The sequence below is a fragment of the Paenibacillus sp. UNC451MF genome (genome assembly GCF_000686845.1).
Lineage (GTDB): Bacteria > Bacillota > Bacilli > Paenibacillales > NBRC-103111 > Paenibacillus_S.
This window is the reverse complement of record NZ_JMLS01000020.1, coordinates 103,983-128,112: the sequence shown is the minus strand read 5'-3', so window position 1 is coordinate 128,112 and position 24,130 is coordinate 103,983. Positions and strand designations below refer to the sequence as shown.

The window sequence follows — 24,130 nt, the reverse complement described above, 5'->3', positions numbered from 1 at the left end:
CCCTTGTTTTCATTATGATTTGCAAGGATCAAACAATTATTTAATCCCTGAATACACAAATGCCTTAACAATCTGCTTGGAACAAACCAAGTAAACGAGCAGAATAGGAACTACCAGGACCACGTTGCCCGCCATAATAATATGCCAATTACTGATTCCTTCAGACTCTCTGAGCATGGAAATTCCAAGCGTCAACGGACGAACTGGGTTCGAATCGGTCATCACGAGCGGCCAGAAATAATCATTCCAATGACTCACGAAGCTGAATAGGGCTATCGTTGCCAACGCCGGCATGGACATCGGTGTCATGATTTTCCAAATGATTTTGAGTTCACCGGCATTGTCCAATTTAGCCGATTCAATAATTTCCTCAGGAATTTGCATGAAATATTGACGTAACAGAAAGATACCAAATGCGTTGGACATGAAAGGAATAATTTGCGGCAATAAGGTTTTGACCAATCCCCAATCGGCCATCATCAAATAGACAGGGATAAAGGTTATTTGACCAGGTATCATAAATGCGAGAAGCACCATAGCAAACAAAAATTGCTTTCCTGTAAAAGAATATTTGGCAAAAGCGTAGGCAGCTGGTATCATCACAGAAAACTGCAATACAATGACGGACAAGGTAACGACAATCGAATTTTTGGCATAGGTCACAAATGGACCCGAGCTCATGGCTGTCACGAAATTACTCCATTGGGGTACAGACGGAATCATAGTCGGAGGTATCGTCAAAGTCTCCTGAACGGTTTGCAGTGATGTGGAGATCATCCATACAAACGGAAAAACAAAAATGATGAGAACTGATAGTTTTAGCAATGTACTTATTGTCATCCATAGGTGCTTAAGTTCAAATGTCATAAAGGGTTGAACCTCCTTTCTCCAGTAATCTAGGTACATTAATAATAATTTCTATTGGTAATGTACCTTTCTTGAAAGCAAACGGAAGTAGATCAACGTAAGAACTCCAATAATAGCCATCAAAACAACACCCGTAGCGGAGGAAAAACCAATATTAGAGGTTCTAAAACCATAAATATAATAAACCAGAGTACTGGTTGCGTTATTAGGCCCTCCTCCAGTCATGATTCTAACCGTATCAAACACCTTAAAGGAACCAATCGTCATAATAATTAGGATGAAAAATAGCTGTGGTGAAATTAAAGGCAGCGTTATTTTATAAAACACTTTGAACTTTTTGGCATTATCCAATTCAGCTGCCTCATAGATGCTCGGTGGTATGCTTTGTAGAGCAGCCACGATGATCAACGTATAGTAGCCTATACTGTGCCACACAGAAACGATGATCACCGATATCATTGCTGTCTTGGAGCTCTGCAGCCATTGAGAAGGCGGTAAACCAAGCGCCTTTAAAGCAAAATTGAGAAGACCTAGGTTTGGTTCCATTAACCAGAGCCATACAAGCGCAATAGACACGATAGAAATGATGTGCGGTGTGAATAAACCCGCTTGCACCACGCTGTTAAATTTACTCTGTTTACTAAGCCATATAGCAAAAAGCAGCGATAATACCATAGTCAACACGACAGCACCCACAGTGTAAATAAACGTGTTTCCCAATGATTTGTAAAAATCTTCTCTCATAAAGACCTCTTTATAATTGTCTAACCCGATAAAGGTGCTTTTAGCTTTATTCATCAGGTTAAATTTAAAAAGGCTCAGATATATCAGATAAAGCATAGGATAAATGACAAAGGTGAAAATACCCATCATCGCAGGTAATACCATAAGATAAGGACGGAATCTGATCCACGTTCGTTTTTTTTCCATACGATCAACCTTTCAAAGCTTCCAAATAGTCTTTGAAGCATCCATCTTCATCACCAATCCGGCTTCCATCTTCCCCAAAGAAAAATAGTTTGTTGGCTGCGACCTCTACATATACTTCCTGATCCACAGAGAAATGATCCTCGATACATTTAATCATATAGGAGCTATTCTTGTATTTCACTTGATAAACCGTTTCAGATCCGAGCATCTCTCTGGTAGCAATGACTCCGTGAATGGAAAAATGTAGCCCTCCGGGATTTTTGGATAGCACAGCACTTTCCGGACGAAAGCCAAATTTGATTTTTCCTACACCCAGGTCATCTATATTCATCGGCGGGACCCCAATGAACTCCGCAGCAAACTTATTGTTCGGCTTGCGATACATGATATCTGGCGGTGCTTCCTGTTGAATGAGGCCTTTATTCATCAAAACGATCGTGTCAGCCATCGACATAGCTTCTACCTGGTCATGGGTCACATAAACAAATGTAGTCCCCAGTTTTTTATGCAGCTCGATGAGCTCAATGCGCATTTGTACCCTTAATTTTGCATCCAGATTGGACAACGGTTCATCCATCAGAAACACGGACGGTTGTTTGACCATGGCACGTGCCAGTGCGACACGCTGGCGCTGCCCTCCGGATAAAGTCGATGGTTTGCGATCCAGGTAATCCACAAGCCCAACTGTAGCGCTGATAGACTCCACCAAGCGAGTACGTTCATCTTTTGGCACGTTGTTGTTTTTCAAACCGAATTCAATATTCTCCCTTACCGACATCGTTGGGTAAATCGCATAGTTTTGAAAAACCATTGCTACGCCTCTTTGACCGGGTGGAATTTTGGTTACATCCTTTCCGTCGATAAGCACCGAGCCCGATGTCTGAGGGTCTATTCCCGCAATCATCCGCAGCAGCGTCGTTTTCCCACAGCCTGACGGACCTACAAGAACAGTAAACTTGCCATCTTCAATTTTAAGATCCAAATCTTTAATAACGGCATGTTTATCAAATGATTTCGAGACCTTCATAAACTCTATGGATGCCAATTAGATTCCTCCTCATAGTAGAATAAGGTTCAATTATGATTGCTATTCTCAGCATGTTCCCTGTCAGGATAAATCATGATCTTTATGCTTTTATCCTTTTCATTTCTTGCTACATCAATGGCTTCCTGAATATCATCAAGAGCAAACTTGTGTGTGATCGAATGACGCAAATCAATTTCACTGCGTTTTAGAGCTTGAATGGCTGCAGGATATGTATTGGCATAACGGAAAACGCCAAAAACATCTAATTCTGAGTCGATTAGGAGGTTTATGTCCATTGGAACCTTTTCAACAGTAGGCAAGCCTATATACACAATGCGGCCTCCGCGATTCACCAAGCCGATCGTATCCGAGATGGCGCTGCTGCTGCCTGAGGATTCAATGATAACGTCGATGCCGTGGCCTACCGTGAGTAGTGAAATCTGCTCGGACATTTTGCCTTCTAGTGGATTTATCGCAGCAGTCGCTCCCAGCTTAAAGGCCATTTCCCTCCGGAAAGGCACAACGTCGGAAGCGATAATCTCGGTAACACCAAACAATTTGGCAGCTTGAATACCCAATAATCCAATCGGACCTAATCCAAGGATTAAGACACGATCAGCTGGTCCTACCCTGCCTCTTCTCATCGCATGGAAGCCGACTGACAGCGGTTCCAAAAGTGCCCCTTCCTCATAGCTCATACCTTCAGGAAGCTTGAACAGAAAATCACTTCGGATTACAGCGTATTCAGCCCAAGCACCATCAACGGGTGGAGTTGCCATGAATACAACCTCAGAGCACAAGTTATACCGCCCTGACTTGCAGTAAGAACAGTGGCCACATGTCACCCCCGGCTCAACGGCTACCCGATCACCAACCGTAACATTCGTGACCTGATCACCAACCTGAATAACTTCACCTGCAAGCTCATGACCCAAAATAATCGGTCTGTCCACCACATAACGTCCAATTTTTCCATGCTCATAATAATGAAGGTCTGAGCCGCAAACCCCGATACAATAAATCTTTACCAAAGCCTCGTCTGGACCTGGTGAAGGTCTTCTTACTTGCTTTACTGTCATGGTCATTGGCTTTTCCAAAACTGCTGCTTTCATCAGGTCATTACTCATAGTCGTACTCCTTTACTAATCACTCAGGTAATGCTTGATATTTCTTGAAGCACAAAACTCATTAACTTCAGCCAGTGTTGGAATGCCGTCTTGGGCATCTTGCCTCGTTACTTTTAAAGCGCTTACAATGGTTGCGAAATGCGCAGCGCTTATCAAGCTTTCACCATCCGCAATTGCACAGGCTAGCGCCCCTGCAAATGAATCGCCTGCTGCTACAGTATCCAAAGGCTTGACTTTAATGGCCTCAATATACTCCCATTCTCCGTAAGAGTAGACAAGTGATCCCAGCTCAGCCATTTTTATTATCGATCTTGCCACTCCCGCTCTTTTGTCCAAAAACCTTGCAGCCGCAAGAGCCGATAGACTGTCCGTCACGTGAATCCCGGTTAAGCTCTGAGCTTCCTGCCGGTTGGGAATGAGGATGTCCGCATATTTCAAGTTTTCTACCGTAATACCCTGTGCAGGTGCTGGATCTAAAATAACGGTTACCCCATACTCGCGCGCTTTGATCATAGCATGGATAGCAGTCTCCTGAGGAACCTCTAACTGAACAAGCAGCACTTTACTCTTACTGATTAATTCGCTGCAGCAATCGATATCCACGATATTTAATTCCTCGTTAGCACCTTTCACAACAAGCATCGTATTCTCTGCGGACTGATCAATCGTTACAAGCACAGCGCCCGTGTGTCTAGATACAGATCTTTTAATAAAACTAACATTCACATGATTGCTACCCAAAGTTTCGATCAGGCGGTCGCCGAACAGATCATCCCCAACACAGCCTATGATCAAGGCTTCCTTCCCTAATTTGGCACATGCTGTTGCTTGATTGGCTCCTTTGCCGCCAGGGGAAAATCGTAGTTCGCTGCCAAACATCGTATCCCCTCGTCTGGGATAATGATCCGTCAGAGCGACAACATCCATATTGATGCTTCCCACTACAGCAATAGTCATGACTACCTTCCTCCTAAGGTCGAGCTATCACCTACCGCAATACTCTCGCAAATCCGCAACCGACTGCTCCAATGGCACGCCCGGCAGGAACAAACTCGATGTTCCGCATACCAGCATGTCGGCCCCCTTCTCAATAACCTTAGGAATATTAGCTAAGCTGATATTACCATCGACCTGAATCGATATATCTCTGTCAGCAGCACGAATCTTTTGTTTTAAATCGGCTATTTTGCCCAAGGTGCTTGGAATCAATTTCTGTCCTGCAAATCCTGGATTAACGGTCATCAAACATACATAATCCACACATTCCAGCACATAATCCAACATGCAGAGAGGCGTCGATGGATTTAAAGCTACACCCGCCTTCAGATTTCGATCCCTTATCGCTTGCAAAACTCTCTGCAAATGTAATTTGGACTCTGCATGGACGGAAATCATATCCGCTCCTGCATCTGCAAACACATCTATGAATCTTTCTGGCTCCTCAACCATCAGATGCACATCGAAGGCTTTGTTAGTTTGAGACCGTAACGTCCTTAGCATATCCGGCCCCATACTAAAATTGGGAACAAAGTTTCCGTCCATAATATCAAAATGAAAGAAATCAACCTCGCCCCGATGCAAAATTTGAACAGATTCTACCATATGCCCTAAATCGGCACACATCAAAGAGGGTCCTATCCTTGCCATATCACACACCCCATCGATTTATTTCAAAAACATAAATTGTTTATTCCAACAAAAAAATCTTCGTAATAAACACTATACGAAGATTATATATCACATTTCCTTTGCTTTCAACATTTAATTTTTGAAACAAAGAATATATTTATTTTTATTTTTCCAAGCTCAGTTAACCATTACAACATTCAAGCCGCTTGCTTCCATTTCTTTTATTGCTCCAGCCGGCACATGGCTATCAGTTACCAGTGTAGTTATTTCTTCCAAGCCTATTAAGCGGACCATAGATTTCCTTTGAAACTTGCTGCTGTCAGCTAATAGAATGAGACGATCCGATATCGAGACGATGCTTTTTTTCAATTGAACATGCGCTTCATAAGGCTCGCTGACCCCTCTCTGTAAATCAAATCCCTGGCAGGAGAACATAAACTTGTCCACATGATACCCCTCTAACATTTTCTCAGCCGGTGTCCCCGTATTACTTAATGAATGCCTGTCAAGATAACCTCCGATTAGAAAAATTTGAATATTCGACTTTTTAACCAATTCATAGGCGATTGCGATGGAATAGGTTATGACTGTAATCTCCAGATTTGGCAAGTATTTAGCCATTTGAAGACAGGTTGTACTGGCGTCAAGCGCAATGACCTCACCTTCCTTAACGAGGGATGCCGCGTACTCTCCAATAGCTCTTTTTTCGTCGGCTTGTACTAGTTCCCTTTGCAGCACAGGCAGCTCGGGACCCTCTTTACGGTTCAAGACTGCTCCCCCATGCGTTCGAAGAAGCGAGCCTTCCGTCTCCAGCCGTTCCAAATCACGACGAATCGTTTCTTCGGTTACTCCGAATCTTTTACTCAGCTCCGCGACACGTACTACTCCCAAATCTGTCAATAAATTTAGAATTTCTTTTTTTCGGTCATTTCCAGCCAACGATTCCACTTTTTTGTTTGTATTGTTTTCCACATTTATCACCTATCCTTTATTTTCACATGTGGTTTATAAAGATTTTCGTCACCCTATTTTACTTCATCTTTGAGGGAACAGCAAACAAGTGACTAATAATACATGGAAAACCAACACTTTATAATAATTGTGCGCTAAATTAATATGAATTGCTTGCATTTGTAAGCTTCTACCAAGTGGTCAAGCAAATAATTATTAGGAGGATGCACATGGAAAACTCAAAAAAACAGTTGGAAAGGGCGATTAACTTACTATTCATAAATTACGCCATACATTTGCTGGTTGTGTATTAGCCATTAGCGCTACCGCAGGAGCTGCCGCAGTCTAACAATATATTCTTACAGATGCTTCATATCCGATAGTTGTTAATGGGAAAATTTCATGCATACGATTTGGAAGGAAGTTTCAGAGGGCGCTACACTGATGCTGATAATAAAACAAAACCAGGAGAGACTTTTCTTCGTTTAGTAGATGGTTGGGTGCCTTATACTATCCTTTGTCTGCAAATGGTGTAAGAATTAAACAGCAAGATTATTGAACATATTAAAAAATCAAGGACTTACAAAAAGCTGGGATAATTAAATAAGATCGAAAGTTGTTTTAGATTTAGCCAGTTGTCGGAAAATATCCGATTACTGGCCTTTTTTATTTTAGATGTTGAAAAAGCGTTAAATCCACCTTTTAATAAAAGCATCGGAGTCGCGTTTCTCCCAGCAGCTGGATGTTCTTCTACGCAAACGTGTTGGCTTGAACCATGTCCTCCAAAATCGTGCCAATTTTATATTTGTCCAATCACGGTTCTCTAGTTCAACATACTATGAAATTATCAAACTAGAGGAGATGATATTTTGGTTCGTGTTCTTGATAAGGCTGCGGTTCAGCCGCTGCGCAGATTTAACCTAGCCAATTCTTTTATTATCAGACGTTCACCCGCAAGGAATGTTTTGGCAACCATTCAAATAAGAATACCCTCTTTGAACGCCCAACCTAACCGGGTGGAATTAGTAGCGACTGTCGGTGTCCGTGGGGTTACTGGTATTGCTCAAATTCTGTTCAGAATTTTCCGTGATGGAGTAGAGATCTTCAATACGCAGCAAGGTATTGAATCAACTGGTTCTGAGCAAAACTATGCGGTCACGTTTCAAGCGATTGATAGAAACGTAAGAGCTGGCACTCATGTTTACAAAGTAACTGCAGAAAACCGAACCGCCAATACAAGAGCAGATATCGTCGGCCCGATTTCCTTTAGCGGCCTCGCCGTGAAAACGAGAGGCTAATTGGGAAATTCCAGCACCTGAATAAGGTGCTTTTTTGTTGGGGTTCTAGACTTCAGCCGCCGCATCCAGTCCGATCGTGGACATGGTCAGGAGTACTTCGTGGGATCGTTGACAAAGTGTTTGCTCTTCTTATTCCTCGGTGAAGCAGGGCTCATACGTCTTTACTCTCTTCACAATAACGTCTTGATCGTGTTCGATATTGAATAAGGCGTAATTCATATATTTCATGTTGTCGTTGCGGCCGCTTTCATACTTCGCGCCGTGGTACCGAATATCAGTGCAGCATGCACCTATGAAATTGGTCAAGAGGTAGGCCTGTTTCACCTGCTTGGTTTCCTCATTCTTTTCTTTAAAGAATTCCTGAAAATCATGATCGAATTCCCCGAGGTCAAATATGTCCAGATCCGTCGATATTCGAATTTCGCAGATATCCATCATCTCATCATGGACAGGATGGATTTCGTGCGGGATTGCAACATACAGCACCGATACACCGATGGTCTTATATAACGTGAGGTATATTGCATCTACTCTTGATCTTCATTCATTACACCCCGGCGTAGGACATAAACCCACCATCTACTGGTATAGTTATACCTGTAACGAAGCCAGACAAATTCTCATCAGCCAACCACAGCAGTGTACCGAGCAGATCTTCCGGTTTACCGAACCTGCGCATTGGTGTGTGCGTTAATATTTTGTTAGAACGTTCTGTCAATGAGCCGTCCTCATTCGTTAAGAGCCTCCGGTTCTGTTCTGTCAAGAAGAAGCCAGGTGCAATAGCATTGACACGGATCCCTGCATCCGCCAGGTGCACCGCAAGCCATTGCGTAAAGTTCTCGATTGCCGCCTTAGCTGCACTGTACGCCGGTACCTTGGTCATTGGACTTGGCGCGCTCATGGATGACATGTTAATCACAACGGCACCAGGTCTATTCACCATGCCACGTGAGAACACCTGTGTTGGAATCAGCGTCCCTAGGAAGTTCAAGTTGAACACATACCCGAATCCTTTCTCTGTCAGATCATAAAAGGTCGTAATTTCCTTATTTTGCAGGTCCTCCAGCTTGAATGTTTCGTTAGTCGTGCTGCCTTTCGGATGGTTGCCTCCCGCTCCATTAATCAGAACATCGCATACCCCTAAACGCTCCGTTACGATCTTCTCCGCGACCTTCACGCTTTCCGCATTCAACACATCACAAGCTACTGCAATGGCAGTACCGCCTGCCGATTGAATTTCGTATGCGACCTGTTCGCCTTTCTCCACAGTCCGGTTCAAAATAGCGACCTTCACGCCATGCCGACCCAATTCCCTCGCCATTGCCGAGCACAGCACACCACTACCACCCGTAATGACGGCAACTTTCCCTTTTAAATTATCGTTCAGAGTAATCATGCTTTACCCCCTGTGCTTGATTTACCAAAGAATCCCACACGCCCCATAAATACATAATGCCTAGCGCGCGGTCATAAAGCCCGTAGCCGGCACGGCATTGTTCATCCCATATATGTCTTCCGTGGTCCGGTCTTGCATACCCGGCAAAGCTTGTCTCGTGGTAAGCCTTCATGATGCCGCAAATATCCACGGTGCCATCCTGGGTACGGTGCGACGTCTCAATAAAGTCACCGTTATCATAAACTCTGACGTTGCGGATATGGGCAAAAGGAATGCGCCCCGCGAACTCTCTGACCATAGCAGGGATGTCATTATCTGGGTTAGCACCAAGCGAACCGCTGCATAAGGTTACTCCGTTGTAAGTGCTATCGACCAACTTGAGCAGCCTGCGGATATTAACTTGGCTCGTCATAATGCGCGGCAAGCCGAAGATCGGCCAAGGCGGATCGTCTGGATGGATCGCCATACGGATGTCGTTCGCTTCACACACAGGAATAATATGTTCCAAAAAGTATTGAAGATGACTCCATAAATCTTCTTCCGTCACATGCTTGTAAGCATCAAACAAAGAAGTAAGATGCTTGAGCCGCTCTGGCTCCCAGCCCGGCATCGTAAAATTAGGATTTTCGTTGATTCTACGGACAAGTTCCATCGGATCCATATTGTCCACCTTCGCTTTTTCGTAAAAAAGCGCCGTCGAGCCGTCTTCCAGCTCCTTAAACAAATCGGTACGTATCCAATCAAAGACCGGCATAAAGTTATAGCAAATAACCTTGGCTCCAACCTTGGCAAGCTTCTCAATTGTCCGCTTGTAATTCTCAATGTATCGATCTCGGGACGGCAGTCCTAGTTTTATATCTTCATGAATGTTAACACTTTCCACAACCTCTAGATGAAAGCCATAGGCATCGGCTTTTTTCTTATATTCTAGAATTTTATCCATCGGCCATTCTTCACCTGCTGGCACATCATGAAGTGCCCATACAATACCTTCCACGCCGGGGATTTGCTTGATTTGGGGTAGAGTGACGGTATCGTTGCCTTCACCGTACCACCTAAACACCATTCTCATCCTCGAACCTCCTTTTTAAATTAGTATACTAGTATTACTAGTATACTAATTTAACGAAAGTATGCAAATAGTTTTCAAATCATAGCCTTCGGGATACGGGCGATGGTCATGTCTGAGACCTTGTTATTATTGGAAGTAAACGATGCACTCTCGCTCCGATCTGGTTTGTATCTCCGAGTCGTTCATCGCACATTATTCATTCAATTAACCCAACGAATCGGCTTCATTTATCCAAAAGATAATTTTCGTATTATTTCTTATAATATTGAAATCCCTGAATATAAGCGCGTACCGATAGGGGTACCCCAAATGCGCACCTTATCTCCCTCGAAGATATCCGGCCGATTTATAAATCAGCATGTAGTAGGACTGAGAGTTGGAATCCATTATGTTTAGAAAGGATGGTTGGCCTAAATCGTTAATGCATAGTCTGTACCGTTAATAGCATCTCTGGCTAATAATGCAATTTCTGTCTTCTTAGCCTCTGCTATTTTCCTCGCTTTTTCTTCGGCCTTCGCCTTTGCCTATTCTTCCGATTTGTGTGTAGTCTCCTCCTCAGCATTTGCTTTAGCCATGCCTCAGCAGCTATTCTTACTTTCGCCCGAGCTTTGTCTCTTATTCTCATTTCTGTTTCTGCTTTAGCGGCGCAACCACTTAAAAGCAAGGCTACCTTCATAGATAAAGATGCAATTTCTTTGAAATCTCATTGGAAATTCCTGCCTATACCGATGCCACCGGCAGTACTCCCAGCTTGTCGACGAGAGGATCGATTTTTGCCAATATATCAACTGGTGTAGTTGCAGGTAGTGTCGCAATCGGCGTCTGCTGAGGATCGTTTTTTTTGATCGTTGCGAACACCGAATCTAGGTCTTGAATGGATTTGATCGCCGTCAGATCGATCTTATATTTGTCTATCATGTCTTTGCGCGATACCACGCTGCGTAGCCATATCCTTTACTTTCTCGGACAACAGCAAAAAGATCGCTAAACATCTGACTAAGCAAGCCGGATAGAGCGATCTTTTTTTTGTTCGTACATCATTCATTTGTTATTCAAGCTTTAAGTGAACCAGAGGGTGCCGTCTTCCCTGAAGCCCATCCGATCCATGCATACTTGCCGGTTGCCGCCTCCCTTGGCAGGGTCAGTATGCGTGTGGTATACCATGAAAAGCTCCGTTCCGTCCGGCGATGCAATGATGCTGTGATGTCCCGGGCCGGAAATTTCTTCGCAATTGCTTTGCAGCACAGGATTGTTTTCGTATTTGCGGAACGGACCAAGCGGACTTTCCGACACCGCATAACCTACCGAATAATCCCGTCCGCCGAAGTAGTTCGCGGAATACGTTAAATAATAAATGCCTTTTTGCTTGAGCATGAATGGGCCTTCATTCCATAATCGTCCCTGGTCAAGCGATTTCATCTCCCACTCCTGGTCCGGCTTCGTTAGACATACGCCTTCGCCAATAACCGTTACCATATCTTCGCCCAGCCTGACGCCGTAAATATGGCTTTCGTATCGGCTATTCTCGATATTTTCCGAACAGTCTCTCGAATAATACATATACATGTTACCGTTATCGTCGAATAAAATATTCGCATCGATAGCGGCATAGCCGAAATCAAACATCGGATTGTCGTATACGTCGATGAAAGGACCCGTGGGACGATCCTCAACGGCAACCCCGATTCGCAGACTGTCCTTCTCTTTCCAACGCGCCGTATAATACATGTAAAACTTTCCGTCTCGTTCCACTACTTCGGGCGCCCAAAACTGCCGGAACCCCCATGAACGTTCATTTCTCTCGTAGATGAAGCCTTCCTCTTTCCAATGAACCAGATCATCAGAAGACCAGGCTTTGAACCCTTGGTCCCTACCCGACGTGGGATAACAGTAATATTTGGCGTCGGACGCCCGCAAAATGTACGGATCGCCGATATTTTGAATTACGAGCGGGTTTTTGTAATATGCAGTTGAAATGGACATGAACGATTTCACCCCTTACCTTTGTACTCAAGTCTTTGGATCTCTTGATTCATGTTTGCACTCCCTTTATTTTATTAACAAATGAATTAAAACGGTTACTTTCAAGTAAATATAATAGGCAAACCCTTTTTTTTGTAAACTAATTAGTTTACTTATTAACTATTATGTTATACAAATGAGTAGGAGTTAGAACTGCAGTGATGAAAGAGATAACGTCTCTAGTGGTTTAGTATCCTCCGAGAAGCGGACAGGCATGATGGATGATCCGCGTTACCGTTACTTCGATGACCCCGAATGCAGACTGGCTGTCTTGCGCGAAAAAGCCTTGGGCATTAACTTTAAAGTAACAGGTTCCGTACTGATATTGGATATATCTGTGCTTTTTTCGCCAGACATAGTTTGACTTTGGCAGCCGATATTCAGAAGCAGCGCTAAAACTGTAGCAGTAAGTACTAACTTCCTTTTCAAATAGATCCCTCCATATTCATTGTGTGTATCCAATTTCCGCAAGTAACAACCTGTCTCCCGTTTAATCAGGCTGTTACAATATTGTCTACAGAGCTAAAGTGAGATACGATTCTTAGTCTAAACACACATTTGATTTGGAAACCGTTTTCATAAATTCTGTTTAGTTTACTTGGTTTGTGAAAGAATCTCGCGAGGATACCCCTGTCTCATCATTTCTTGAGCCATACCCTCCTTCTATTTAATAAAATAATTATCTTTATTGCATAATGGTTAATATAATAGTTTTACCTTGCTTTTTTGTCAATGTAAAGTTGATTAATTAATAATTTGGTTATATAATCGAGTGAGTTAGGAGCGTGCAGTATGAAAATAGACGTGACGACAAGATATATGAACGTGCTGGAGTGTTTTTCTTCTGAAACGCGAGTACGGATCATTGAATTATTGAATAAGAAACCTTATAACATTGGTGAACTCGCAGAGGCATTAGGCTTGTCCTCAGCCATAATTACAAAGCATATCCAGAAGCTTGAGGAAGCTCGGATTGTTTCTACGGAGAATACGGTAGGAAAACGAGGTACGCAGAAGCGCTGTTCATTGAATGTGGATAAGATGACGCTTGTACTCCGAACTACCGAAGAAGAAAAGCCACCGAACCAAACCGGATTTACGGTTGACCTGCCGGTTGGGCAATATATCCGGTACGAGGTTCACCCAACCTGTGGCTTGGCGTCCTCCGACAAGCGCATCGGCATGATGGACGATCCGCGATATTTCGATGACCCCGAACGCACGACAGCAGAGCACCTCTGGTTTGCAAGCGGTTTTGTCGAATATCGGATTCCGAATTATTTAGTGGGAAAAGAAACCGCGTCAAGCCTAAACTTTTCATTGGAGATTTGTTCCGAGGCACCTTATTATAACGATAATTGGCCGTCGGATATTACCTTTTCCGTCAACAACATTGATGTTGCTACTTGGACCTGCCCGGGGGATTTTGGCAGCAAACGCGGACAATACACGCCCGAGTGGTGGGTGGATACACAGTATGGACTTCTTAAGGTCCTCTCCATTACCAATGAAGGTACATTTATCGATGGGGTAAGGTTTTCTGATGTTCGAATTCATCAACTGAACATAAAAACAGGACAGGAACTACTCTTTCGAATCTCTTGTCCTGAATCCGCTGCGAATTGTGGAGGTGTCAGTCTTTTTGGCAAGAACTTCGGCAACTATCCACAGGACATTCGAGTAACTATTTCAGTTTAGATCTCTATTTATTGATTAACGAACGTTAAACAACCTAAGACCCAATTCATTGGTTTTAGGTTGTTTGCTTATTTCTTGATACGATGCTTCAATACATACAATCGGACATCCCATAAATCAAAGTTGTTGGTAATGTTTGTTATGGAAAAGGTAAATAAACGTAACAGAAGAGCGATGACAATCAACGATCTGCCGAAGAGCTGTCGTATTCGTGCCGTCATTTATTGAAGTCCTTGTGTAAGCACAATCGGTCCCGTGTAAGCTTCCAACGGGCATTCGGATCTTCATCAGTCATATAAGCGATAGAAGCCCCTTGTGTTGCCGAATGGAGCATGATCGTCCAGAACTGCATCCTTACCCGGTATATGGCTGTTGATTGGGATGAAGATCGGTGCGGCGGTTTGCAGCTGCACCCCGTTCGGCCACATGCGGGCAACCATATTCTCCTCCGGAACCTATTTCTGCTTGAATCCATGTGCATTTCGATATTCATTCGGCGAAACACCTTCATATTTTTTGAATAAACGCAGAAATGTTGTACGGCTAAATATGCCGATCTGATTAGAAATATCACTAATTTTCATATCGCTATGCGCTAATAATTCCTTTGCTTTCGCAATCCGAATAAGACTGATATAGTCTGAAATATTCGTCCCTGTCGCGTCTTTAAACATTCTTGATACATACTTGGCGGATAGCCCTATCTCATTGGCAATTACCTCTAGATATAAGTCCTTCTCATAATGCTTCTCGATATATGCGGTGATCAACGAAACAACAACACCTGATTTACTTTCAGGCTTATCTAGCGTCTCTGTAATAATTTTCTCATAAAATTCAAAAATCAATTGCAGTCTTCCATCAAACTCATTCGGTAAGAGCTCCTTGTCGTCCAAGGAAGCATATTCATCTGCTTCAAGGAAATCATATACATTTAGTCTCTTTTCCGTCAAATAGCGATTACCTGTATGAAACAACTCCACAAGTAAAGCACCAAGATAATGATAAGAGACGCCTCTCGTTTTATTCAAACCGATGATTTCTTCCACTTCCATCTTTAAGGCATCCATATCACCTGATTTCAGTCCGTTTACAATTTTGTTCTGCTCAAGAAACGAATAGTAGTAGTTTTGATCAATAACAAGATCAGTCGCATCTAAAATAACCATCTTAGTCGAGTCTGTTCGCTTATCAATGGCTGTAATAGCATCGCTATACGATTTTGAAAAATCGTCAATCTTCTCATATTTTTTTCCTAAACCAATAATTAGTTCACAATACGTCATGTCATAAGCGAAGGTCAGTTTAATCATTTCTAAAGACTGATCCAGTTTTCTTCGGTCTTCCTCATCCTTTAAATTGACCACACAAACATATAAGTAAGGCTCATATTCCAGCAAATAACAGTTTACATACTTTTTCATAATTCCCGAAAGGACGTTCTTCATTTTTTCCAAAATCAATAAACGATCTGCTTCCAAGATATCATGATAAAATTTTTCTTTAAAAATAAACATAAAGCAGCAGCACAGATAGCTTCCTGAATGAAAATCAAGTTTATTTAGCACTTGGTGCACGGCATTGGCCTGCCCCACTCGAAAGCTTTTAATTAAATTCTTAAAAAACTGCTCAAGAATTTCTTCCGAATAGGTATTGATTTTGATATTTGCATCCATATGCTGCTGAACCAACTGATTGATGCTGTCTCCGATTTTCTGAAGCTCGCCGCTGCGGTTAGTTTCACCGTTCCATTGCTCGACTTTTTCATTTTTTTGTAAAATATCTCTAATATTTTTGATCGGGTTATATAAGCGAACACTAAATATGAAAGAAAAAGCTATGCCAATGATGATTAAACTTATGCAAATCCAGATAATCAAACTGAAAATATTAGAAGATTCCTGATTAAAAGAATCAACAGGAGTAATAGAAAAATATTTCCAACCGTAATCGGAAGTGGTTTGAGCTATCCAGTTCGGCTCCTGACCTATTTGAATAGCTGCATTTTCACTGCCCTTATCGGCTGGAAAGCTAGCTGCTACTTGATTAAGAACCTTCTTATCCAGCCCGCTGCTCTGAAGAATAGTCTGATTATTTTTATCCAATACGACATACTTCGTAGTCGAGAAAATGGAGTTATTTTGTAACGTTGTCATAATTGTCGGGATAGAAATGGTGGTTACCATCGTGGCCAAATGCCCATTCAAATATTGTGTCGTAATACTCGGGATAACTTCGCGGTTAGAATTCATATTTGCGTTGATTACGTTTGTAGGCTTCAGTAGTTCGAATAAGCTGCTTTGAGATAATTGTTGACGCCAAAAATCTTTATCGTAGCCATCAAATTCATAAAATTTATCAAAGAAAACATCAAAATCAACGATACCGTCACTCAAATAAACGCGCTTGTCATCAATAAATAAGAAGATATTGTCAACAAAATGACTGATTGTATTACGATTACCGGCAATTGATCTTACAATCGATGGCATTTTGATTTTCTCTTCATCCGTCAGCAATGGATAAGGCCTTAAATTTTGTTGAATCGTATCACTTAGCAGCAAATTATTATTGGTTGCCTGTGCCATGCCTAAATATATATCGATGGTTTTGGAGGATGCAATCAAATTATCCGTCAGCTTCTCTGAAACATCCTTCTTAATTAGATGATCTGCATTAAAGTAAGCGATAACTCCAATAATGACAATTGGAATCAGCAAAGAGAAGAAATACAGCAGAATCTTGAAGAAAAGTCTGTTTTTATTCACAGATTGCTTCAGATACTTCCAATTCAAGTGTAATCCCCCATTTATCACGCGACGCAATGATGTCGCTCCAGTTGGAAACGCATTCATTTTTAATGTTAATTTCGCCAAAGGGACCGTAAAATCCTGTTGCGCAAGGGAAAAATTTGAAATATAGCAAGAATTGATTGGAAACCTTTATAAGGAAAAACAAAAGAAACGCAAGGGTTTTGCATCCCTGCGTTTTCCGTTTTGTAAGGACTATTCCTCTATTTATTCTGTGTCGCTGCAACCGTAAATTGTTTGGCTAACTGTTTGGAGACACGGTAAAGATGCTCAACCTCCAGCCGGTTAGTGGCTGTAAATTCCTCGTGATTCCTTGATCGGGAATAGCAATTTACAGCTATCCCATCCATCATTTGAGAATATTTTGCGTTAATGGGATAAAGCTGGCGCTCAATAAATGACGCTACAGCCAGAATACTCATTAGGTACTCCGCTTCCTCAAGCCTCTTCTCCCAATTGTGCAATAACCATACATACAAATCCGGATGGAAGTTCGCCATAACTCCACTATACCCGTTAACTCCCAACTTTAATGATTCCAGAAGCGTAGCTGTGTTGGCATTGTAAAGCTTCAAAGGGGTTCCTTCAATAACGTCCAGCTTTTCTTTGATCAACTCCACGTCACACGAGGTATCTTTCAAAAAGAAAAATCTCCCGGTATCTGCGCACCATTTCAATTCAGAGGGGGATAATAGTCTTTTATATGGAAACGGACATTCATAGATACCAAGCGCGACATGGTCCGGCAGCTGCTCCAGCAGGTTCTGAGCGTTAGCCTTCCACACGTCCTCGGACTCATCCTGTGTCGCCATTCGGTTCGAGATCAGGATGACAGCTTCGACGCCTGTTTCTGACATCGCAGTCAATTCTCGAACCTGATCTCCAAACGAATCTGAGATGTGCCCCGAAGCAATGACAGGAACTCTGCCCGCCGCCTTTTCCACGACAAATGCAGCAAGCTTCACACGCTCTTCTAAACTCAAAAAGAACATCTCGCTCGACTGGCATACAGCAAATAGTCCATCGACCTTATTTTGAATAAACCATTCAATCATTCGTTCCATGGCTTCAAAATCAATTTCTCCAGACTCTTTATATAAAGTAATCATCGTTGGCCATACGCCGTCAGGGTTATTAATCTTCATTTGGCAACTCCCTTTCATCGATAGATTGCATTTCTAAAAAATCGACCTCCATAATCGGATTTTGCGGTATGGAAGGTATGAAAAACGTTTTAATCTCACACTTGCCAAAGGTACTTTGCCAACTTCGCTTTAAGGCTGCTATACTTATTTCTGTCTTCGCTTCTCTCCCGTATGACTCGTGACAACGAAGAATCCATCCATTTCCGTCTTCGGCCGGTTTAAAGGCCACAGCAATAACATTGTCTGAAGAAATAACAATTCCCTCCGAAATTTGAGGCAAATCCCCTTCATGATACGTTTCCCATACTTGCTGCAGCGGATTGTGCAATTCGTATGCCTTACGTACAACTCCACTATTTTGCCAAGAACCGATATGAGGCGAAAGTAAATAGACAAATTCCTGTACACCTTGATCCATAAATTCCACTTGTTCATCACGTTCGCCAAAATGGTCGGCATAAATCGGGCTTCGTACCATTGTCATCCTCAACTCATTGTCCAGCACATCATATCCGTATTTTGCATCGTTAATCAAAGACAGACCGAACGTAGATGACGTCATGCTGTCCGTTGTGCCGGGCTTACTGCCTGATAGATTCACCCACATTTGTCCAGGCACTTCATTTCCATTAGCAGGACGTTCTATGAAGCCGTACGGAATTTCAAACACAGCAAGAGACTGCTCGACATTAACGGGAAAGGCAAGCTTTAGCATCTTGTGCTGTTCTCTCCAGTCCAGCCTTACCTTGACATGCACATCGGAGCTATCATTTAATAAGCTGATATCCTGACGAAGCACAGAAGTTCCATAATAGCTAGTTACCCTTATCGTCGCTCGCAGCGGTCCAGTTTCAAGCACCTTCATTTCAGCGTTACCAAATCGTCCCAACTCATCGCGATACTGTGTCAGACCGTGTCCCCATGTATCACTGTGGTTCTCATCGATGACGATAGGCACCGCTCCATCACCTAGCAGCACATGATGTCCGCCATTCAACTTGTCAATCATACGACGGATATATCCTGTAGCTGGATCAAGCTCAACGCATAACTTACTATTTTCTAGCAAGCACCCTTCTGCCCTAACGGCTGCGGTTGACTGCTCTGCATCGAACGTTTTATCACGGTATACCCAAAATACTTGATAACCAAAAGCCGGGATTCTCCCCTTAACTAAGGTGTCCCATTTATCACTGGTATTTGTCCGAGATGCCCTGATCGTTTGAATCGGCAGGGGCCTGCCTGCAGCATCTGTCACACCTGCCAGTTTCTTGTTAATTCCAATAGGTGCCTCCACTTCCCACGATAAGGGGTTAAAAACCACAAGAGGTGACCCGAGATCATCTTGCTCCCAAAGCTGCCAGTCCTTCTCCTTGCTTAATGATGTAACACCCGGTTTCATGGTATGAATCGACCAAGATATCTTTTGAAGAGCCGCATTAATCGCTTTAGCTCCAATACTAAACCCTTCGCCGTAAAAATCCCGAACATCGTCAAAAGCTTCCTTTATACTGCAGCCGCCCATAATATCATGAAAGTGATTAAACATCACATTTTCCCAAGCACGATTAAGCGCTTCCATAGGATACGGTAAACTTCGCATTAAATTAGCCAGAGAAGACCATTTCTCAGCTGTAAGCATTTGGTGCTCAACTCTGCGGTTTGCGGCCTTGGATTCCGAGTGCGTAGAATAACAACCGACGGCATGCATCTGCATCTCATCCTTAATCACAGGAATATCCGGAGCCATCTTCCTCATTTCAGAGAAATATTGATTCGGAGAACTAAACTGGATGCCGTCCATGTCGGGTCGTTGCCCGAGCTCACGGATCAGTTTGATATTCTGAATGGTCGGTCCCCCGCCATGATTGCCTACACCGTAGAATGACATGAAAGCATGCCCGCTTGTGACTGCCATAGCTCTGTGACTCATTATCTTATCTTCCATTCCATTGCTCGCCCAATTGCCGTAACTGTCGGCTAGTCTAAATGTCATCACACGGCTGCCATCTTCCGATTCCCACCAGAATAAATCGTGCGGCAGCGTCTTCTCGTGCGCTCCCGGACGCATGAATACGTAGTAGTCCATCCCGCTTTGCTTCAATAGCTGCGGCATCATGCCGTGGTGACCGAACGAATCCACATTGTATCCGACCCGCGCCATCACCTCGAACTTGTTCATAAAATAGCGTTGTCCATATAAGCTGTGTCGTGCGAACGATTCACCCGACGGCAAATTGCAGTCCGGTTGTATCCACCAACCGCCTGTAATGACCCAGCGTCCTTCGGCAACACGCTGTTTAATTTCGGCAAACATCTCAGGAGCATTCTCTTCAACCCATTTGTAGTAAGCCGCACAAGCACAAGTAAATACAAAATCAGGATACTCATTCAATCGATCCAACGCAGAACGGAAAGTTGCTTTAATCTCGGCATATCCCTCTTGCCAGCGCCATAGCCAAACCGGGTCCAAGTGGGCATTACCTATTAAATGAAGCTTCGTTTCCACAGCCATTTCACCCCCCTTAAGAGAAATCTTTAACCTTTAACAGAACCAAGCATGGCTCCTTGTACAAAGTATTTTTGCACAAACGGGTAAATAGCAAGCACGGGCAAGATGGCAACGAAAACACAGGCATACTTAATATTTTCCGTCATGACGGCCAGTCCTGCCTCTGCTGCACCAAGTTGTGCTGATTGTGTAGCCATATCTCCCGAAATGACGATATTACGCAAGATGATTTGCATCGGGTACAGATTTTTCTCATTTAAGTAAATAAGTGCAGGAAAGAAGCTGTTCCAGTGAGCCACTGCGTAAAAAAGAAACATGGTTGCCATAACAGGCAAAGAAAGCGGCAGCACAATTTTTGTGAAAACTCGGAATTCTCCGGCGCCGTCCATAATCGCAGACTCGTGCAGCGCTTCTGGAATTTCTTCAAAAAATGTTCTCATAAGGATCATATTGAAAACATTGATCGCAGTCGGAATTAATATTGCCCAAATCGTATTGACCATTCCCAAAGCATGGACCACCATATACCTCGGGATAAGACCACCGTCGAAGAACATGGTGAATACAACAAACAAAGCAAGAACTGAACGCCCATACATATGCTTACGCGACAAAGGGTATGCGCAAAGAGCCGTCATCGCCAAGTTAATAAGCACACCAGCGGCCGTATAGAAAATGGTATTTCCGTAGGAGCGTACAATAGCCGGATCATTAAAAATGACATTGTATGCTTTAAAATTAATATCTATAGGCCGCCAAAACACCTCACCGCTGCTAACCGATGATCCGGAGCTAATGGATATGATCCCCATATAATAAAGGGGGTATAGCGTAATAAAGATCATAACCAGCATAAAAGTTAAGTTCATCGTATCGAAAATAGAAAAGTTGCGAAATCGCATCTCAATCCCTCCTGCTAAAACAACCTTGATCCATTTATTTTTTTGGATATTTGATTTGCTGAAATGACAAGCGCAAAGGCCAGTACCGACTGGAAAATGCCTACAGCCGCAGCGAAGCTAAAGTCACTGTCAATCAACCCCCGGCGATAAACAAAGGTTTGGATAACATCTGCGGTTTCATAAGTGGGACCACTGTACAGTAATAAAATTTTCTCAAATCCGACTGAAAGCATTTTGCCCAAGGTTAAAAGCAGCATAATCGTAATAACAGTTGAAATCCCAGGCATTGTAATGTGCAGCAATTTACGCCATCGGTTTGCCCCGTCCATCGTTGCCGCCTCATAGAGTTGTGGATCGATAGTGGTCAATGCCGCCAAATAAATAATGGAGTTCCAACCAATCCCTTGCCAGATTTCAGAGCCGACATAAATGGTTCGGAACCACTGAGGCATGGACATAAATGTCTTTGCTTCCCCGCCAAACAGCTTAACTACTTCATTAATGAGCCCATCGATAGATAGAAAATTAACCAGCATACCTACGACTACAACGGTAGACAAGAAATGTGGAATATACGTAATACTTTGAACAAACTTTTTGAAAACTTTTTGTTGCAGCTCGTTTAACAATAAAGCGAATACGAGTGAAGATGGGAAATAAAAAAGGAGAGAATACAAGTTGATTAGCACTGTATTGCGAACTACTTGCCAAAAATACGGATCCGTCAAAAATTGGCGGAAGTACTTGGTCCCTGCCCAAGGGCTATGAAAGAAACCCTTGACGATCGAATAATCTTCAAATGCCATCAAATTCCCAACCATGGGTGCATAATGAAAAATAACAAAATAGGCAAACGGTAATAAAAACATGAGATACAGAGGCATGCTCTTGCGGATATTCTTTTTAATCTCAACAGCTTGTGTCAAATATCTCCACTCCATTCCGGAAAATAAAGGGACAGGCTGCTAGGTATGCCTTAGAAGCAACCTGCCCTCTCACTGTATGAACTGAACTTTGAGCTTTATTTCACCCGGGCTAAGGCATCGTTATAGATTTTGACGATATCATCTGAACCTTTAGCTTTGAGTTGTTTTACGAAGTTATCCCAATCCTTGAGCGCACCGTCTGTCACAATGAATTTATCCATGTTTTGAGCTAGGTAAGCGTCAAGCTGTGTACGGATTTGTTTTAGCTTCTCACGCTCTTCCTTTGTAAATGGCGGGTCGTTAACGAATTGAACATTTTCGCCTGCGGCCAAACCTTTGGATGCTTTCGTGTTCCAATCTACCCATTCCTTGGTGTTAAACGGTAATCCGGCATGATCGTCATTATCCAGACCAAGTCCCAGGTAGCCCGTGCCATACTCAGATTGCAGCGCATAAAATGCGCTCGGCTGTCTGTCCTTGTACTTATTCACAACAGCGTCAGTCAATTTGTAATCGCCATTTTCGCCTGTGAAATCTTCACCTTTAACACCAAAGTTGGTGACCTCGATTCCCTCTTGGGAATAGAACCAATCCATGAATTGAACAACTTGTTCAGGATTCTTTACTTTCGCATTAATTACGTACGATTCCGACAAGTGGCCCAGTGCGTAGATAAGGTTCCGCTTTGCTCCGCTCGGCGTTGTCATGGTATCCAACATATCAAACTTAGCATTCGGATCCTTCTTCTGCAGATTAATGTTAAACGTGCTGGCGAAACCATTATTATCTTGGAAATAGAAGGATTTACCCGAGTTTAACTTTTCCTGCCAAATTTGTGATGTAGCCGTAGCATAATCCGGATCAAGAAGCTTTTCTTTGTATAGTTTATTCAACCATGTAATAGCCTCTTTAAACTCTGGCATAACCGGTCCGAATTTGTATGTTTTATCTTTCGGCTCGTAATATACCTTCGTACCATTAAATGTTGTGTATCCGCTTCCAAACGCAAACGAAATGGGATTGATTAGATTTTCTGTTCCTGTAAGTCCATTTGCAGCCCGAGCAGTGAACGGATAGGAATCCGGATTCGCTTCTTTCATTTTCTTCATTACTTGATATAATTCATCGTAAGTAGTCGGCTTTTTCAAACCTAGCTTATCAAGCACATCCACGCGGATCATCGAAAGCTGGCCGCCAACACCCTGCCAATTTGCAACAAGAGGGAATCCATAAAGCTTCCCGTCAATTTTGTTTTTATTGATCTCCGGCTGCTGGGCAATTACTTTCTTCAAATTGGGCATTTTGTCCAAATAAGGAGTCAAATCAAGAAAGGTTCCCGTGTCGGCAAAGTTCTGAATATCGTCTTGTTTGACAAGCATCACATCAGGCAAGGTATTCGTTGCGATCAACGTTTTCTTCTTATCATCGTAGTTGCTTTGAGGGACACTTTGGAGATTTAGTTTTACATTTTTGCGCTTTGCAATTTCCTGAACGGCTTTTGAATTTGCCACAATGGCTTGCGAGGGGTGTTCGTATCTCATCCAAGTCAGCGATAGTGGTTGGGCCGGTACTGGCGTACTTGCCGCACCGGCGGTAGTTGCCGGAGTCGAAGAATTATTCGTTGAAGTCGTTGAACTGCTAGTTGAACTACTTCCACAACCGCTAAGCGCACTTGATAGCAAAAGCACTGAACCAGTTACTGCCATAATCCCCTTTTTTGATTTCATCGAATAAATCCTCCCATGGTATTGGATTGGCTTACACGAGGATCATATCACACCTTTTTTGTGCATTTGAATGTCCAAATTAGCGTTTTAA

At 42.9% G+C, this 24,130-nt stretch carries 21 protein-coding genes; 2 read left to right on the top strand and 19 right to left on the bottom strand.

Translation table 11 applies throughout. The annotated features are described in order from the left end of the window. Positions 1-36: 36 nt before the first annotated feature. The 7 genes from BP97_RS0120340 to BP97_RS0120310 form a co-directional block, all read right to left on the bottom strand. Positions 37-867 (bottom strand): carbohydrate ABC transporter permease, encoded by an 831-nt coding sequence (locus tag BP97_RS0120340; protein ID WP_051620814.1) that lies wholly within the window; start codon positions 865-867, stop codon positions 37-39. Positions 868-918: 51 nt separating this feature from the next. Then, the gene (locus BP97_RS0120335) at positions 919-1,797 is read right to left on the bottom strand and encodes a carbohydrate ABC transporter permease (protein ID WP_028550751.1); all 879 of its coding nucleotides are present in this window, start codon (positions 1,795-1,797) and stop codon (positions 919-921) included. 4 nt (positions 1,798-1,801) lie between these two features. Further along, complete coding sequence (locus BP97_RS0120330) at positions 1,802-2,842, bottom strand: ABC transporter ATP-binding protein (protein WP_028550750.1); 1,041 nt, start codon at positions 2,840-2,842, stop codon at positions 1,802-1,804. 29 nt (positions 2,843-2,871) lie between these two features. Further along, positions 2,872-3,951, bottom strand: coding sequence for an NAD(P)-dependent alcohol dehydrogenase (locus BP97_RS0120325; RefSeq protein WP_028550749.1), 1,080 nt, complete (start codon positions 3,949-3,951; stop codon positions 2,872-2,874). Between the two features lie 15 nt (positions 3,952-3,966). Next, positions 3,967-4,908: a ribokinase gene (gene rbsK, locus BP97_RS0120320; protein ID WP_028550748.1), complete on the bottom strand. Its 942-nt coding sequence runs from the start codon at positions 4,906-4,908 to the stop codon at positions 3,967-3,969. Between the two features lie 27 nt (positions 4,909-4,935). Further along, positions 4,936-5,598 (bottom strand): ribulose-phosphate 3-epimerase, encoded by a 663-nt coding sequence (rpe, locus tag BP97_RS0120315; protein WP_028550747.1) that lies wholly within the window; start codon positions 5,596-5,598, stop codon positions 4,936-4,938. 159 nt (positions 5,599-5,757) lie between these two features. After that, positions 5,758-6,552: a DeoR/GlpR family DNA-binding transcription regulator gene (locus BP97_RS0120310; RefSeq protein ID WP_051620812.1), complete on the bottom strand. Its 795-nt coding sequence runs from the start codon at positions 6,550-6,552 to the stop codon at positions 5,758-5,760. A gap of 848 nt (positions 6,553-7,400) precedes the next feature. Between BP97_RS0120310 and BP97_RS0120300 the strand changes: the two genes are divergently transcribed. Next, a complete protein-coding gene (locus BP97_RS0120300; RefSeq protein WP_028550745.1) occupies positions 7,401-7,829 on the top strand; it encodes a hypothetical protein in 429 nt (142 codons plus the stop codon). 129 nt (positions 7,830-7,958) lie between these two features. Here BP97_RS0120300 and BP97_RS0120295 read toward each other — a convergent pair whose 3' ends face one another. From BP97_RS0120295 to BP97_RS36980, 5 genes are all read right to left on the bottom strand, one after another. After that, entirely contained in the window at positions 7,959-8,315 is a 357-nt protein-coding gene (locus BP97_RS0120295; protein WP_028550744.1) for a hypothetical protein, read from the bottom strand. A gap of 61 nt (positions 8,316-8,376) precedes the next feature. Beyond that, positions 8,377-9,225, bottom strand: a complete 849-nt coding sequence (locus tag BP97_RS0120290) for an SDR family oxidoreductase (protein ID WP_028550743.1) — start codon at positions 9,223-9,225, stop codon at positions 8,377-8,379. Next, complete coding sequence (gene uxuA / locus BP97_RS0120285; protein ID WP_028550742.1) at positions 9,206-10,297, bottom strand: mannonate dehydratase; 1,092 nt, start codon at positions 10,295-10,297, stop codon at positions 9,206-9,208. Before uxuA ends, BP97_RS0120290 begins: the two co-directional genes overlap by 20 nt. Before the next feature lie 720 nt (positions 10,298-11,017). Further along, positions 11,018-11,233, bottom strand: a complete 216-nt coding sequence (locus tag BP97_RS0120280) for a hypothetical protein (RefSeq protein ID WP_028550741.1) — start codon at positions 11,231-11,233, stop codon at positions 11,018-11,020. Positions 11,234-11,356: 123 nt separating this feature from the next. Beyond that, positions 11,357-12,280, bottom strand: coding sequence for a glycoside hydrolase family 43 protein (locus tag BP97_RS36980; protein WP_051620810.1), 924 nt, complete (start codon positions 12,278-12,280; stop codon positions 11,357-11,359). A gap of 831 nt (positions 12,281-13,111) precedes the next feature. On the opposite strand from BP97_RS36980, the gene BP97_RS0120265 reads away from it, so the two are divergent. Beyond that, positions 13,112-14,017, top strand: a complete 906-nt coding sequence (locus tag BP97_RS0120265; protein WP_028550739.1) for an ArsR/SmtB family transcription factor — start codon at positions 13,112-13,114, stop codon at positions 14,015-14,017. 287 nt (positions 14,018-14,304) lie between these two features. Here BP97_RS0120265 and BP97_RS40260 read toward each other — a convergent pair whose 3' ends face one another. The 7 genes from BP97_RS40260 to BP97_RS0120230 all read right to left on the bottom strand — a co-directional run bounded on the left by BP97_RS40260 (position 14,305) and on the right by BP97_RS0120230 (position 24,039). After that, positions 14,305-14,457: a hypothetical protein gene (locus BP97_RS40260; protein ID WP_156043264.1), complete on the bottom strand. Its 153-nt coding sequence runs from the start codon at positions 14,455-14,457 to the stop codon at positions 14,305-14,307. A 15-nt stretch (positions 14,458-14,472) separates the two neighbouring features. After that, complete coding sequence (locus BP97_RS0120255) at positions 14,473-16,893, bottom strand: helix-turn-helix transcriptional regulator (RefSeq protein ID WP_081824284.1); 2,421 nt, start codon at positions 16,891-16,893, stop codon at positions 14,473-14,475. 137 nt (positions 16,894-17,030) lie between these two features. Next, positions 17,031-17,972 (bottom strand): dihydrodipicolinate synthase family protein, encoded by a 942-nt coding sequence (locus tag BP97_RS0120250; RefSeq protein WP_028550737.1) that lies wholly within the window; start codon positions 17,970-17,972, stop codon positions 17,031-17,033. Beyond that, a complete protein-coding gene (locus BP97_RS36975) occupies positions 17,962-20,487 on the bottom strand; it encodes an alpha-mannosidase (RefSeq protein WP_036746232.1) in 2,526 nt (841 codons plus the stop codon). The genes BP97_RS0120250 and BP97_RS36975 overlap by 11 nt, the downstream gene beginning before the upstream one ends. A gap of 23 nt (positions 20,488-20,510) precedes the next feature. After that, complete coding sequence (locus BP97_RS0120240; RefSeq protein WP_028550736.1) at positions 20,511-21,386, bottom strand: carbohydrate ABC transporter permease; 876 nt, start codon at positions 21,384-21,386, stop codon at positions 20,511-20,513. 14 nt (positions 21,387-21,400) lie between these two features. Further along, positions 21,401-22,312 carry an ABC transporter permease gene (locus BP97_RS0120235; protein ID WP_231506350.1) on the bottom strand — a complete coding sequence of 304 codons (912 nt, stop codon included), beginning with the start codon at positions 22,310-22,312 and terminating at the stop codon, positions 21,401-21,403. A 95-nt stretch (positions 22,313-22,407) separates the two neighbouring features. After that, positions 22,408-24,039, bottom strand: coding sequence for an extracellular solute-binding protein (locus BP97_RS0120230; RefSeq protein WP_028550734.1), 1,632 nt, complete (start codon positions 24,037-24,039; stop codon positions 22,408-22,410). Positions 24,040-24,130: the final 91 nt, after the last annotated feature.

Coding starts and splice junctions, on each gene's coding strand:
- rpe (WP_028550747.1), bottom strand. CDS start 5,598: ATGGCAAGGATAGGACCCTCTTTGATGTGTGCCGATTTAGGGCATATG.
- uxuA (WP_028550742.1), bottom strand. CDS start 10,297: ATGAGAATGGTGTTTAGGTGGTACGGTGAAGGCAACGATACCGTCACT.
- BP97_RS0120335 (WP_028550751.1), bottom strand. CDS start 1,797: ATGGAAAAAAAACGAACGTGGATCAGATTCCGTCCTTATCTTATGGTA.
- BP97_RS0120240 (WP_028550736.1), bottom strand. CDS start 21,386: ATGCGATTTCGCAACTTTTCTATTTTCGATACGATGAACTTAACTTTT.
- BP97_RS36975 (WP_036746232.1), bottom strand. CDS start 20,487: ATGGCTGTGGAAACGAAGCTTCATTTAATAGGTAATGCCCACTTGGAC.
- rbsK (WP_028550748.1), bottom strand. CDS start 4,908: ATGACTATTGCTGTAGTGGGAAGCATCAATATGGATGTTGTCGCTCTG.
- BP97_RS0120290 (WP_028550743.1), bottom strand. CDS start 9,225: ATGATTACTCTGAACGATAATTTAAAAGGGAAAGTTGCCGTCATTACG.
- BP97_RS0120230 (WP_028550734.1), bottom strand. CDS start 24,039: ATGAAATCAAAAAAGGGGATTATGGCAGTAACTGGTTCAGTGCTTTTG.
- BP97_RS0120265 (WP_028550739.1), top strand. CDS start 13,112: ATGAAAATAGACGTGACGACAAGATATATGAACGTGCTGGAGTGTTTT.
- BP97_RS40260 (WP_156043264.1), bottom strand. CDS start 14,457: ATGGTTGCCCGCATGTGGCCGAACGGGGTGCAGCTGCAAACCGCCGCA.
- BP97_RS0120325 (WP_028550749.1), bottom strand. CDS start 3,951: ATGAGTAATGACCTGATGAAAGCAGCAGTTTTGGAAAAGCCAATGACC.
- BP97_RS0120250 (WP_028550737.1), bottom strand. CDS start 17,972: ATGAAGATTAATAACCCTGACGGCGTATGGCCAACGATGATTACTTTA.
- BP97_RS36980 (WP_051620810.1), bottom strand. CDS start 12,280: ATGTCCATTTCAACTGCATATTACAAAAACCCGCTCGTAATTCAAAAT.
- BP97_RS0120340 (WP_051620814.1), bottom strand. CDS start 867: ATGACATTTGAACTTAAGCACCTATGGATGACAATAAGTACATTGCTA.